The organism is Nocardia acidivorans NBRC 108247 (assembly GCF_001625085.1).
Taxonomy (GTDB): Bacteria; Actinomycetota; Actinomycetes; order Mycobacteriales; family Mycobacteriaceae; genus Nocardia; species Nocardia acidivorans.
In genome coordinates, this window is the sequence record NZ_BDAW01000082.1 from 12,196 (window position 1) to 25,213 (window position 13,018).

Annotated in this window: 15 protein-coding genes; 5 read left to right on the forward strand and 10 right to left on the reverse strand. The window is 66.3% G+C overall.

Annotation, left to right across the window (positions count from 1 at the left end):
- From nrdE to NA10_RS29395, 6 genes are all read right to left on the reverse strand, one after another.
- The gene (gene nrdE, locus NA10_RS29370) at positions 1–2,082 is read right to left on the reverse strand and encodes a class 1b ribonucleoside-diphosphate reductase subunit alpha (protein WP_245677996.1); all 2,082 of its coding nucleotides are present in this window, start codon (positions 2,080–2,082) and stop codon (positions 1–3) included.
- Positions 2,083–2,138: 56 nt separating this feature from the next.
- Positions 2,139–2,609, reverse strand: a complete 471-nt coding sequence (nrdI, locus tag NA10_RS29375; RefSeq protein ID WP_067573730.1) for a class Ib ribonucleoside-diphosphate reductase assembly flavoprotein NrdI — start codon at positions 2,607–2,609, stop codon at positions 2,139–2,141.
- A gap of 74 nt (positions 2,610–2,683) precedes the next feature.
- On the reverse strand, positions 2,684–2,923 hold the full coding sequence (locus NA10_RS29380) for a redoxin NrdH (RefSeq protein WP_067573732.1): 240 nt from the start codon (positions 2,921–2,923) through the stop codon (positions 2,684–2,686).
- A 448-nt stretch (positions 2,924–3,371) separates the two neighbouring features.
- On the reverse strand, positions 3,372–4,253 hold the full coding sequence (locus tag NA10_RS29385; protein WP_067573734.1) for a G1 family glutamic endopeptidase: 882 nt from the start codon (positions 4,251–4,253) through the stop codon (positions 3,372–3,374).
- Positions 4,254–4,378: 125 nt separating this feature from the next.
- On the reverse strand, positions 4,379–4,945 hold the full coding sequence (locus NA10_RS29390; protein ID WP_067573736.1) for an NAD(P)H-dependent oxidoreductase: 567 nt from the start codon (positions 4,943–4,945) through the stop codon (positions 4,379–4,381).
- Between the two features lie 178 nt (positions 4,946–5,123).
- Positions 5,124–5,696 carry an NADPH-dependent FMN reductase gene (locus tag NA10_RS29395; protein WP_067573743.1) on the reverse strand — a complete coding sequence of 191 codons (573 nt, stop codon included), beginning with the start codon at positions 5,694–5,696 and terminating at the stop codon, positions 5,124–5,126.
- A 146-nt stretch (positions 5,697–5,842) separates the two neighbouring features.
- Here NA10_RS29395 and NA10_RS29400 point away from each other — a divergent pair, with 146 nt between their 5' ends.
- Both NA10_RS29400 and nadE read left to right on the forward strand, forming a co-directional pair.
- A complete protein-coding gene (locus NA10_RS29400; protein ID WP_084515419.1) occupies positions 5,843–6,496 on the forward strand; it encodes a TetR/AcrR family transcriptional regulator in 654 nt (217 codons plus the stop codon).
- A gap of 4 nt (positions 6,497–6,500) precedes the next feature.
- Positions 6,501–7,340 (forward strand): NAD(+) synthase, encoded by an 840-nt coding sequence (gene nadE, locus NA10_RS29405; RefSeq protein WP_067573745.1) that lies wholly within the window; start codon positions 6,501–6,503, stop codon positions 7,338–7,340.
- Between the two features lie 126 nt (positions 7,341–7,466).
- Here nadE and NA10_RS37195 read toward each other — a convergent pair whose 3' ends face one another.
- From NA10_RS37195 to moaA, 3 genes are all read right to left on the reverse strand, one after another.
- Entirely contained in the window at positions 7,467–7,622 is a 156-nt protein-coding gene (locus tag NA10_RS37195) for a hypothetical protein (protein WP_157556815.1), read from the reverse strand.
- 123 nt (positions 7,623–7,745) lie between these two features.
- Positions 7,746–7,988 carry a MoaD/ThiS family protein gene (locus tag NA10_RS29410; protein ID WP_067573747.1) on the reverse strand — a complete coding sequence of 81 codons (243 nt, stop codon included), beginning with the start codon at positions 7,986–7,988 and terminating at the stop codon, positions 7,746–7,748.
- Positions 7,981–9,039: a GTP 3',8-cyclase MoaA gene (moaA, locus tag NA10_RS29415; RefSeq protein ID WP_067573748.1), complete on the reverse strand. Its 1,059-nt coding sequence runs from the start codon at positions 9,037–9,039 to the stop codon at positions 7,981–7,983. The genes NA10_RS29410 and moaA overlap by 8 nt, the downstream gene beginning before the upstream one ends.
- An 86-nt stretch (positions 9,040–9,125) precedes the next feature.
- Here moaA and NA10_RS29420 point away from each other — a divergent pair, with 86 nt between their 5' ends.
- The 3 genes from NA10_RS29420 (at position 9,126) to NA10_RS29430 (ending at position 11,874) form a co-directional block, all read left to right on the forward strand.
- A complete protein-coding gene (locus tag NA10_RS29420) occupies positions 9,126–10,331 on the forward strand; it encodes a molybdopterin molybdotransferase MoeA (protein WP_067573779.1) in 1,206 nt (401 codons plus the stop codon).
- 87 nt (positions 10,332–10,418) lie between these two features.
- Positions 10,419–11,453 carry a bifunctional molybdenum cofactor biosynthesis protein MoaC/MoaB gene (gene moaCB, locus NA10_RS29425; protein WP_067573749.1) on the forward strand — a complete coding sequence of 345 codons (1,035 nt, stop codon included), beginning with the start codon at positions 10,419–10,421 and terminating at the stop codon, positions 11,451–11,453.
- On the forward strand, positions 11,446–11,874 hold the full coding sequence (locus NA10_RS29430; protein WP_067573750.1) for a molybdenum cofactor biosynthesis protein MoaE: 429 nt from the start codon (positions 11,446–11,448) through the stop codon (positions 11,872–11,874). The genes moaCB and NA10_RS29430 overlap by 8 nt, the downstream gene beginning before the upstream one ends.
- A gap of 11 nt (positions 11,875–11,885) precedes the next feature.
- Here NA10_RS29430 and NA10_RS29435 read toward each other — a convergent pair whose 3' ends face one another.
- Positions 11,886–12,959 (reverse strand): CobW family GTP-binding protein, encoded by a 1,074-nt coding sequence (locus NA10_RS29435; protein WP_067573752.1) that lies wholly within the window; start codon positions 12,957–12,959, stop codon positions 11,886–11,888.
- Positions 12,960–13,018 lie beyond the last annotated feature (59 nt).

The window sequence follows — 13,018 nt, forward strand, 5'->3', positions numbered from 1 at the left end:
TCAGAGCATGCAGCTTACGCAGCCCTCGACTTCGGTTCCCTCCAAGGCCATTTGGCGGATGCGGATGTAGTAGAGGGTTTTGATGCCCTTGCGCCAGGCGTAGATCTGGGCGCGGTTGACGTCGCGGGTGGTGGCGCTGTCCTTGAAGAACAGGGTGAGGGACAGGCCCTGGTCCACGTGCTGGGTGGCGGCGGCGTAGGTGTCGATGACCTTTTCGTAGCCGATGTCGTAGGCGTCCTGGAAGTATTCGAGATTGTCGTTGGTCAGGTAGGGGGCCGGGTAGTAGACGCGGCCGATCTTGCCTTCCTTGCGGATCTCGATCTTCGAGGCGATCGGGTGGATCGAACTGGTGGAATGGTTGATGTAGGAGATCGAACCGGTCGGGGGGACGGCCTGCAGGTTCTGGTTGTAGATGCCGTGCTCCATGACCGACGCCTTCAGCTCACGCCAATCCTCCTGGGTGGGGATGTGCACGCCCGCCTCGGCGAAGATCTCGCGCACCCGCTCGGTCGCGGGCTCCCACTTCTGTTCGGTGTACTTGTCGAAGTACTCCCCGCTGGCGTACTTGGAGTCGGCGAACCCGCCGAACGCCCGGCCGCGCTCCTTGGCGATCAGATTCGAGGCGCGGACCGCGTGGTACGCGATCGTATAGAAGTAGATATTGGTGAAGTCGATGCCTTCTTCGGAGCCGTAGTGCACGCGCTCACGAGCCAGGTAGCCGTGCAGGTTCATCTGACCCAGGCCGATGGCGTGGGACTCGTTGTTGCCCTGCTCGATCGAGGGCACCGAGGTGATGTGCGTCTGATCCGACACCGCGGTGAGCGCGCGGATCGAGGTCTCCACCGTCTTGGCCAGATCCGGCGAATCCATCGTCTTGGCGATGTTCAGCGAACCCAGATTGCATGAAATGTCCTTGCCCACCTTGGCGTAGGACAGATCGTCGTTGTACAGCGACGGGGTGGAGACCTGCAGGATCTCCGAGCACAGGTTGGAGTGGGTGATCTTGCCCTTGATGGGGTTCGCCCGGTTCACGGTGTCCTCGTACATGATGTACGGGTAGCCCGACTCGAACTGCAACTCGGCGATGGTCTGGAAGAACTCGCGAGCCTTGATCTTGGACTTGCGAATCCGCTTGTCGTCGACCATCTCGTAGTACTTCTCGGTGATATTGATATCGGCGAACGGCACGCCGTAGATGCGCTCCACGTCGTACGGCGAGAACAGGTACATGTCCTCGTTCTTCTTCGCCAGCTCGAACGTGATGTCCGGGATGACCACACCCAGCGAGAGCGTCTTGATGCGGATCTTCTCGTCCGCGTTCTCGCGCTTGGTGTCCAGGAAGCGGTAGATGTCCGGGTGATGCGCCTGGAGATACACCGCGCCCGCGCCCTGGCGCGCACCCAGCTGATTCGCGTAGGAGAACGAGTCCTCCAGCAGCTTCATGATCGGAATGACGCCCGAGGACTGGTTCTCGATCTTCTTGATCGGCGCGCCGGTCTCACGAATATTGCTGAGCAGCAACGCCACACCGCCGCCGCGCTTGGACAGCTGCAGCGCGGAGTTGATCGAGCGCCCGATGGACTCCATATTGTCCTCGATGCGCAGCAGGAAGCAGGACACCGGCTCACCGCGCTGCTTCTTGCCCGAGTTCAGGAAGGTCGGGGTGGCGGGCTGGAAACGCCCGTCCATGATCTCCTCGACCAGCTCCTGCGCCAGCGTCTCGTCACCGGCGGCCAGGGTCAGCGCCACCATGCAGACGCGATCCTCGAAACGCTCCAGATAGCGCTGACCGTCGAAGGTCTTGAGGGTGTACGAGGTGTAGTACTTGAACGCGCCCAGGAAGGTCGGGAAGCGGAACTTCTTACCGTACGCCTGCTTGAACAGCTTCTTGGTGAAGTCGAAGCTGTACTGGTCGAGAACCTCTGTCTCGTAATAGTTTTCCTTGACGAGGTAGTCGAGCTTCTCCCGCAGGTTGTGGAAGAAGACGGTGTTCTGGTTGACGTGCTGCAGGAAGTACTGGTGCGCGGCCTCGCGGTCCTTGTCGAACTGGATCTCGCCATTGGGGCCGTACAGGTTCAGCATCGCGTTGAGCGCGTGATAGTCCAGTCCCGCGGTGGACTCACCGCTCACGGTGCGTTCTATGCGGGCTGTCTTTCCGACCGGTGCGGTTGTCGTTGCCAAAACGATTCCAATCCCTCTCGGACGCGCTCGACGTCCTCAGCAGTTCCCATGAGTTCGAAGCGATACAGGTACGGCACTCCGGTTTTGCGCGAAATCACTTCGCCCGCAAAGCAGTACGTATCGCCGAAGTTCGTATTGCCCGCTGCGATGACGCCACGCAGCAGGGCGCGGTTATGCGGATCGTTGAGGAATTTGGCCACCTGACGGGGGACGAACTCCTTGTCCGATCGCTCACCACCCAGCACGTGCCGACCGCCGCCGTAGGTGGGGACGATCAACACATAGGGTTCGTCGACGCGCAGTGCGTCGGCGGTGTGAAGCGGAATGCGAACGGCGGGAATGCCCAACCGTTCGACGAAGCGGTGCGTGTTCTCCGATGCGCTGGAGAAGTAGACCAGATTCGTTGTCCGCGTGGACAACTCGGTCATATCGACTCCTCTCGTCCGGGAACCTGCGGGAGCTGCCGAGCGATCGGCGGTCCGGACCCGCCGGCCGTGGCCCGTTAGGCGACGGCGACGGAGTCGGCGAGCGCCTTGATGCGATCCGGGCGGAAGCCGGACCAGTGATCGTCACCGGCGACCACGACGGGAGCCTGGAGGTAACCCAGCGCCATCACGTAGTCGCGGGCCTCCGGATTCTCGGAGATATCGATGACGTCGTACGCGACACCGGCCTTGTCGAGGGCGCGGTACGTAGCGTTGCACTGCACACAAGCGGGCTTGGTGTAAACGGTGATGGTCATTGGTATCTCCCCTTCTCCTTGCCTTAGATCCGATGCAGTGCACGGCTGAAAACAAGAACCATGTAGTAAGTGCGCAAACCCCTGGACGCGGGACCGAAATCCCTGGTCGCACGACTCCCTTCGAGGGTCTCGCCGCACGCCCTTCCAGCTCCCAAGACACTACACCTAGTGGCCGACAGATTCATCCAACACGACATGTTGCGACTCACAAAGGTGAAATTCGTATGAACGAAGTGCCAGGACGCTCGATTCGCAACCCGGCACGACTGAGGCGCAGATCACAATTTCGGCATTCAGCACACTTCTGGCAAACATCCTGTTCACGCTGATCAACACCCTTCCCGCGCGCCACACGGACCTCGAGCGAAGTGCGGTTTCGCGTCTCGATCGGCAGGCCCGCGAACCTCGAACGCTCCCGAAAAGTTGAGCGGCCCGGCGTGTCGCGCACTCAGCCGAGGGTGAAGCCGGAGCCCTGGACCGGACCCGGCGCCAGCAACCGATTGGTAGCGGCGATGCCGTAAGCCTGTGCGTCATAGGCCGAGAGCGGTTTGCCGTCGATCTGGATCTCACTGAACGTCATCGGCTCGAAGCCCGGCAGCGCGGCATCGAGATGACCCTCCACCACGATCTCCGCGGTGCGCGCGGGCGCGTCCGAAGCCTGGGTCGTGGTGCGGGTCCACTCGCGGGTGCGGTTCTCCAGCGTCATGACGTACTGATGACCGTCCCAGCCGACCGTCGAGTGCATGATGTCGCCCGGACGCACCTCGACATCGTCATAACTCACCGGCGGGTCGGGGTATCCCTCCCACCACGCGTCGACATCCTTTTCGGGAGTGCACATTCCGCCGAGGATGCCCGCGGCGCACACACCGTCCATGGCGCCGCCGAGGGCATTGCCGACGCGATCCCCGGCGTGCATGATCAGCCCCGCCAGCCGCGGATCGGTATAGGACAGGCGCGCCGCGAGATTCTCGAACTGCAAGCCGGGCAGCGCCGCATAGAAGGCGGCATCACTCGCGCACAGGGATTCGACACCGGTCTGCATGAGCGGCAGCGCCACCTGACCGGCCGCGTCGCTCGCGCCGTTCAATCCGACCCAGGGCACGATCCGCTGTAGCGTGCCCTCGTTCAGGCAGGCGACCTCGGGCTGCGTCCAGGTGGCGCTGACCTCCCGGAAATCACCTTTGACCACGTATCCGGCCCAATTGCCCAGGTACAGCCGGACATTGGCTTCGGCGGTGGCGTCGGCCGCGGTGACCACGGCCGCGGTGGCGGAGACGGCCAGTGCGGCGGTCAGGAAACACCTACCCCAGACTGAGTTGCCACTCATTAGCTTCATGCACAGAAGCTAGCCCAGAGGCGGACCGAATTGCGCGAGGCCACGACCGAAAATCCGTGGCCTCGCGCTGGATTCAGGAACTATCGCTGAAGGTTGCTATTTATTGTCGGATGGACTCACGCATTGGCCTTGGCGGCAACCGAATCGGTCAGCAGTCGCACGGTGGCGGCCAGCTGGGTGAGCGCCTCGGCATCATCGGCCGGATGCGTCTGCGCGAAGCGCGATCCGATGGCGCCGAAGTTGAGCGAAGCCTCCTCGATGACGTTCGCACCCGCCACCCCGAGCGCCTTGACCGCATCGTCATGCGACCACTTGGCGGCATTGGAGCTGATGGACGCGCTGATCACGGCGACGTCCTTACCCTTGAGCACGCCCGCGGCGTACGGGCGCGAGGCCCAGTCGATGGCGTTCTTCAGCACGGCGGGCAGGGTGCCGTTGTATTCGGGGGTCACCAGCAGGACGGCATCGGTGGCGGCGACGGCCTCGCGCAGGGCGACCGCGGCGGCGGGCACCGCGTCCGCCACATCGAGATCCTCGTTGTAGAAGGGGATATCGGCCAGGCCCTCGTAGAGCGTGATCTCGACGCCGGCGGGCGCGGTCCGCGCGGCGGCCTCGGCGAGACGACGGTTGATCGAGGCGGCGCGGAGGCTGCCGACGAGGGCGAGGATTCGGGTCTGCGACATGGTGTGCACTCCTGCGGACGCTGTTCCGGGGACGGTGGTCTACCCGCAGAATAACCGGACCATGGTCCGTTTCAATTCCCGATTCCGCCCCACGGGGCTGTGACCTGCGGCACCGACTTCTAATCCGGGAAAGCAAAAAGCCCCGGCGGTCTGCCGGGGCCCGCTGCGGAACCGTGGATCAGGCGGAGGCGCCGACCGTTTGACGGCTCTTGTCGATCTGTGCCACCAGCGCGGCGATGAGACCGGCGACCAGACTGCGGCTGGTCTCATCGGTCAGATTGCCCTGCCCGTCGAAACGGGTGTGGTTCGCCCCGACGTGCACCTCGGGCTTGGTGACCACATTGGAGTCCAGCCAGTGGAAGACATCGCGCAGATGGTTCTGCGCCCGGACGGTGCCGAACTGCGAGCCCGAGGCGCCCATGATGGCGACCGGCTTATCGGTCAGGAAGGACTGGCCGTAGGGGCGAGAAGCCCAGTCCAGCAGGTTCTTCAGCGCACCCGGGATGCTGTAGTTGTACTCGGGGCTGGCGATCAGCACGCCGTCGGCGTCGCGAATCCGCTCGCGCAGGTCGGTGACGGCGGCGGGCACATCGCCCTCCAGATCCTCATCGAAGAAGGGCAGATCCCGAATGCCCTCGTAGATCTCGATCTCGACGCCCTCGGGCGCGAGTTGCTGTGCGGCACGCAGCAATGCGCTGTTGGTGGACGCGGCCCGCAGTCCACCGGAAATGGCGAGAATCTTGATCGGCATGGCGTGACTCCTGATGTTCTGGCGCTTGGCGGCGCTTACGGTAGCATGTAACCGGACCACGGTCCACTTTCATCCCGGCGACAAAGGGGTCCACCGTGACAGCGCGCAAAGCACCCGAAGCGGGCGCGGCAGCACCCATCGGCGTGATCCCCATCGGCGCCCCCGGCATCGGCCCCAACCTGCCGGTCATCGACAGCGAACCCGCCGAGCGCGCCGATGCCGCCCGCAATCGAAAGCTGTTGCTGGACGCGGCCGCCGAGCTGGTGCGCACCGGCGGCGCGGACGCGCTCACCATGGACGCGGTCGCCAAACAGGCCGGTGTCGGCAAGGGCACGGTCTTCCGCCGCTTCGGCAATCGCGCCGGACTCATGTACGCACTGCTGGACGAATCGGATCGAAATCTCCAGGCGGCGTACATGTTCGGGCCGCCACCGCTGGGGCCGGGCGCGCCGCCGCTGGAACGACTGCTGGCGTACGGCCGAGCTCGCCTGTCCTACACCGAGATCGTCGGCGATGTGCTGCGCGCGGCCAGTGACAACTCCGAGCGCTATGACGGCGCACCGTACAACCTGTCCAAGGCGCACGTCTCGATCCTGTTGCGCGACTCCGGAATCGACGGCGAGATAGCGCTGCTCGCGGACACCCTGCTGGCGCCCCTGGAGGCGGCGCTGGTGCTGCATCAGATCCGGCGACTCGGCTTCACCCTCGCGCAGGTCGGCGATAATTGGGAAGCCCTGGTGCGCCGAATCGTTCCCGCCCCCGGCACGCGGAGCCCGGACGGCGACCGCGCAGTACAGTGAGCGCATGGGAGACCTGCGCGAAGCGATCATCGCCGAACTCGGCGTACTGCCGGACATCGAACCGAAAACCGAAGTGCGGCGGCGCATCGACTTCCTCAAGGACTATCTACGCTCGACCCCCGCGAAGGGCTTCGTCCTCGGGATCAGCGGCGGCCAGGACTCGACCCTGACCGGACGCCTGTGCCAGCTCGCCGCCGAGGAGTTGCGGGACGAGGGTCGCGAGGCCACCTTCGTGGCCGTACGACTGCCGTACGGCAAGCAGGCCGACGAGGCGGACGCGCAGATCGCGCTGCGCTTCATCAAGCCCGACCGGTCCGTGACGGTGAACGTCAAACCCAGCGCGGACGCCGCCGCGGAGGAATCCGCCTACGGCATCGACGAATTGCTCGGCGGGGCCACCCGGCTGCGGGATTTCGTACGCGGCAATATCAAGGCGCGGGAGCGCATGGTGTTGCAGTACGCCATTGCCGGACAGCTCAATCTGCTGGTCGTCGGCACCGATCACGCCGCCGAGGCGGTGACCGGTTTCTTCACCAAGTACGGCGACGGCGCGGTGGACCTCACCCCGCTGACCGGTCTCACCAAACGCCAGGGCGCGGCCCTGCTGCGGGAACTCGGCGCACCGTCGAGCACCTGGCAGAAGGTCCCGACCGCCGATCTGGAGGACGACCGCCCCGCCCTGCCGGACGAGGAGGCGCTGGGCCTGCGGTACTCCGAGATCGACGACTACCTCGAGGGCAAGGACGTCACCCCCGAGGTGGCCGAACGAGTGGAAACCACCTTCCAGAACACGCGTCACAAGCGCACGGTCCCGGTGACCCCACTCGACACCTGGTGGAAGTAACACACCCGATCCCACGCCCGCCGCACGCACGTGCGGCGGGCGCTTTCATGAACGGCGACAACCGATTTCGCGGGGGCCGGGATAACTCGTCGGGTACGACCGGAAGAGGTGTCGCGCCCGACGCGGCTACGCGTGGAGAAGTCTGGACGGCTCCGAGCTGTGCGCTGAAGTCGCGGAGAGGCGGGACGAGCAGTGCAGGGATGTCACGGTGCTGCCATTGGCCAGGGCGGCTGCGGCGAGCAGGAAAGCGCCGAGCAGTAGAGCGGGCAACAGTCGCGTCATGGCGACACCTCCCGATCAGAGGGACTGGACAGTCCGAATATCGGGACAGCGAACAAGTCGTTACCGAATATTTCGCTCTTTTTGCTGGTCGAGTGACCTGTTCGTGATGGACGGGCGCGGAGCTCAGCCTCCGGCGAACGGCGGGAGCACGTCGACGCGGGGTGTCAGCACGGTGGTGGCATCCCGGGTGAGCTCATCGCCGATGAGGTACGCGCAGACCTTGAGCATCGGCTCCAACTTCGGCCCGTAGGTCCGCGCGAGGGTGCTGCGCAGATCGCCGATGGTCGCACCGGAGGGCAGATCCAGTCGTTCGCTCGGCTTGCCGACCGCATCGGCTATCGCGGCGAAATAGCGAACCTCAACCACCGATTGCTCCCATCGTTCGTGCGGGCGGGACGAAACCCGCGGCATCGATGCCGTGCCCGGGCGATTTGTTCCACATGGCGCCGCGCCACAGCGTGGCGATCTCGGCATCCGAGGCGTGCGCGCGCAGGGCCGCGCGAATGTCGTATTCCTGATCGCTGAACAGGCACGAGCGCAGCCGGCCGTCCGCGGTCAGGCGGGTGCGATCGCACTCCGAGCAGAAGCTGCGGGTCACCGAGGCGATGATGCCGACCGTGGCCGGCCCGCCGTCCACCTGCCAGCGCTCGGCGGGGGCGGAGGGATCGTCACGACCGTATTCGGTGAGGGTGAAACGCTCGCCCAGCACCTCGAGCAGTTCAGCGGCGGTGATCATATTCGCGCGCGCCCACTCGTGATCGGCGTCCAGCGGCATCTCCTCGATGAAGCGGAGTTCGCAGCCCTCGTCGATGCACCAGCGCAGCAGATCGGCCGCGCCCGCCAGCGTCTCGCGCATGAGCACGGCATTGACCTTGATCGGGGTCAGTCCGGCCCGCCGCGCCGCGCGGATTCCGGCGAAGACCGAGTCCAGGCGGTCGCGCCGGGTGAGCTTGGCGAAACCCTCCCGGTCGACGGTGTCCAGCGAGACGTTGATGCGGTTCAGCCCGGCTGCCGCGAGCTTGCTCGCGCGATGTTCGAGGCCGACCCCGTTGGTGGTCATGGCCAGCGGAACATCGGGCAGTTCGGCCCGGCAACCGGCGATGATCGTCTCCAGGTCACGGCGCATGAGCGGTTCACCGCCGGTGAAGCGCACCTCATGCACGCCGAGCTCCCGCACGGCCAGCGTGACCAGCCGGACTATCTCGGCGGCGGTGAGCAGTTCCTCGGCCGGAATGGCCGGCAGGCCCTCCTCCGGCATGCAGTATGTGCAGCGCAGCGAGCACTTTTCGGTAATGGATACCCGCAGGTCACGCGCGGTGCGGCCGAAGCGATCCACCAGGAACGGAGTGTCCGGGCGGCCATCGAGGGAAGGCTGCCCGGTTCGTACTGCGGGCATCCCCATAGCGACCACGGTCATTCGACCATTATGTCCGGCCGCGCAACCCCCCGGGCGGAATGGCGAGCAGGGTTGCCCCGAAGAGGCTCGCGGATATGCTCACGGACATGAGTTCCCGGCACGCACTGGCCCCGGTCCGTTCCGTCGACGACCACCGGCAACGCATCGAGGATCTGCTGCGACCGCTGGCCGCGCGGGCGACCGAGGCGGTGCCGATGGACCGGGCGCTGGGGCGGCGGCTGAGCGCCGATGTGTACTCCCCCCTGGATCTGCCGGTGTTCCGGAACTCCTCCATGGACGGGTACGCGGTGCGGGCGGAGTCGGTGGCGATCGTGCCGGTGACCCTGCCGTTGAGCGGAGTGGTGGCGGCCGGAAACACCGGGGCCGCAACCCTGCCCGCGGGCGGCGCGATGAAAGTCATGACGGGAGCCCCGATTCCGGCGGGCGCGGACTGCGTGGTGCCGGTCGAGCACACGCAGTCCGACGGCGCCACCGTGACCATCGAAAGAAGCCGGGCCGCAGGCGATTTCGTCCGCGAGGCCGGAACCGATGTGCGCACCGGACAGTTGCTGGCGGCGGCGGGGACGCTGCTCAAGCCCCGGCATATCGCCGCGCTGGCGGCGGTCGGACTGCCCGAACTGCCGGTGTACCGGCGAGTGCGGGCCGCGGTCATCACCACCGGGGACGAGCTGGTTCAGGCCGGATTGCGGCTGCTGCCGGGGCAGATCTACAACTCCAACGGGCTGGCGCTGGCGGCCGCACTCACCGAGAACGGGGCCGAGGTGGTCTCGCTCGCGCACTCGACCGATGATCACCGCGAATTCCGCCGCCGCTTGCACGAGGCCGTCACCGCCGCCGATGTGGTCTTCACCTCCGGTGGGGTGTCGATGGGCGATTTCGAGGTGGTGAAGGAGGTGCTCTCCGGCCTCGGCGGCGAATTCGGCCATGTCGCAATGCAACCCGGCGGCCCGCAGGGCATCACGGTGGTCGAGGGAACGCCCGTGCTGAACTTCCCGGGCAACCCGGTCAGCACCATGGTGTCTTTCGATATGCTCGCCCGGCCGATACTGCGTGAACTCTCGGGTCTGCCCGCCATCACGAGTACGGAACTGCCGCTGCTGGCGGCGCTGCACTCCCCCGCCGGTAAGCGCCAGTTGCTGCGCGGCAAGCTCACCCCCGAGGGCGTCGAACCGCTGGCGGGGCAGGGGTCGCATCTGATCGCGACCATGGCACAGGCCGATGTGCTCATCGACATCCCCGCCGCGGACACCGAGGTGCCCGCCGGCACCGTGGTCCGCACCTGGTCCCTGTAGATCCACCCGAACGAACCCGCTTCGGCGCGGCGCGAACTGTGCTGCCCGCCGGTGTCACCGGGCAGGCGGCTGTGCGAGGCTTGGGGTATGAGTGAGTTGTCCCATGTCGACCGGGAGGGCCGGGCGCGCATGGTCGATATCAGTGCCAAGGCCGAAACGGCGCGGGTCGCGGTCGCCGCGGGCGAACTGCACACCACCGCCGAGGTGATCCGCCTCGTCCGCGCCGACGATATGCCCAAGGCCGATGTGCTGACCACGGCCCGGCTGGCCGGTATCAACGGCGCTAAGAAGACCTCCGAACTCATTCCGCTGTGCCATCAGCTGGCGCTGTCCTCGGTGCATGTGAGCTTCGGATTCACCGACACCACCATCACCATCGAGGCCGTGGCCAAGACCAAGGGGCCGACCGGGGTCGAGATGGAGGCGCTCACCGCGGTGGCCGTCGCCGGACTCACCCTGCACGACATGATCAAGGCCGTCGATCCGGGAGCCTCGTTGCACGCGGTGCGGCTGCTCACCAAAGACGGTGGCAAGCACGGGCATTGGGTCCGGGAGCACGAGGTCGACGCGGATCGCGAAGCGCAGCAGCGGGATCCGGCGGAGCGGGACGCCGGGACGCCCGAACCCACCCCGGCGTCGTTCGGTGCGGGCCGCACCGCCGTGGTGCTGGTCGCCTCCACCGGCGCCGCCGCGGGAACCCGAGTGGACACCACCGGCCCGGTGCTCGCGAAATGGCTTGGCGAACGGGGTTTCTCGGTGCGCGGACCACTGGTGTACGCCGACGCCGATATCGCCGGCGGTCTGGCCGAGGCGCTGGCGGCCGAACCCGCGCTGGTGATCAGCACCGGCGGTACCGGGGCCTCCCCCACCGATGCCACCCCCGAGGCGACCCTAACCCTCCTGGACCGGGAACTGCCCGGCGTGGCCGAATCCATTCGCCAGCGCGGTACCGCCAAATTCCCGCTCGCGGCCCTGAGCCGGGGCGTGGCCGGACTCGCCGGGCGCACGGTGATCGTCAATCTGCCCGGCTCCCCCGGCGGTGTGAAGGACGGCATCGCGGTCCTGGACGAACTTCTCGAACATCTGCTGGCCCAGGTGGCCGGAGGAGGCAGCCATGAGTGAGGCCGTGGACCTGCTCGCCTACATCAGCGACCAGCCGCTGGACCCCACCGAGGTGGAGAAGGCGGTCAGCGGGCCCGAGCACGGCGCGGTCGTCGTGTTCACCGGCGTCGTCCGCAATCATGACGGCGGACAACCGGTCTCGGCGCTGGAGTACTCCGCCCACCCCGACGCCGGACGATTCCTGCGCCAGATCTGCACCGAGATCACCGAATCCACCGGGCTCCCGGTGGCGGCCGTGCACCGCATCGGCCCGCTGGCCATCGGCGATCTGGCCATCGCGGTCGCGGTGGCCGCACCGCACCGCGCCGAAGCCTTCGGCACCTGCGCCACCCTGGTGGACCGCATCAAACACGAAGTCCCGATCTGGAAGCGGCAGCTCTTCACCGACGGCCTCTCCGAATGGGTGAACGCCTGCGGCTGAACCGCGGTGCCCTAGACGGTGGAATCGGTGGGAGTCACATAGCGCCAGATCGGCAGCAGCGCGTTCGAGTCCAGCGGTGCGGGGCCGGTGTGGATGGTCGATTCCAGGCGCTCGGTGATGTGCGCACGGTCCAGGCCCGGGCCGATGAGGACCAGGGTGCTGGTGCGGGGTTCGTCGCGGGACCACGTGGTGGGTTCGATGGCGATATGCCTGCCGACCATGTGCAGGACGAACTTTCGGGAGTCCTCGGGAACCGCGAAGGCCAGGAAGCCCTTGGCGCGGAAGAGGCCGGGTGGCGGATCCTCCAGGACGGCGATGACTTCCCGGGGGTTCAGGTCCACGGGGGTGGTGAAGGAGACGCTTTCATAGGCGTCGTGCAGGTGGCGGTGGTCGTGCCGGTCTGAACAGTGGTCGTGGTCGTCCTCGGCGGAGCTCTCCAGAAGCAGTTCGTCGAAGCTGAGTTGCTGACCCACACGGAGTTCGGCGGGGTCCCGGGCGGGCAGGTCGAACAGCAGCGCCGGATCTATCCGGCCCCGGGTGGTGGCGTAGACCGGGACCTGGCCGACCATCTCGGTGATTTCCGCGCGCAGCCCGTCGAGGGCTTCGGGGGTGACGCGGTCGGCCTTGTTCAGCACGATCATGTCGGCCATGCGCAGGTGCGTGGCGAGTTCGGGGTGCTGGGCACGGGATTGGTGGAAATGTTCGGCATCGACCAGCTCGATGAGCCCGCCGTAGCGGATGCGCGGATTGTCGCTGCCGGTGACCATGCGGATCAGATTGCGCGGTTCGGCCAGCCCACTGGCCTCCACGACGATCACATCGATGCGCTGTTTGGGATGCGCCAGCCGATCGAAGAGATCATCGAGTTCGGTGACGTCCACCGCACAGCAGACACAGCCGTTGCCGAGCGAGACCATGGCGTCGACCTGACCGGCCACCAGCATGGCATCGATATTCACCGCGCCGAAGTCATTGACCACCACGCCGATCCGGAGGTCGCGATTACGCAGCAGCCGGTTGAGCAGGGTGGTTTTCCCGGCACCCAGGAATCCGGCCACGATCAGTACTGGGATGCGCCGACTCATTCGGCCCACCCTACGACAGGGCCGTGAGCCAGACGCAGCATGGATGAAACGAGGCCGAA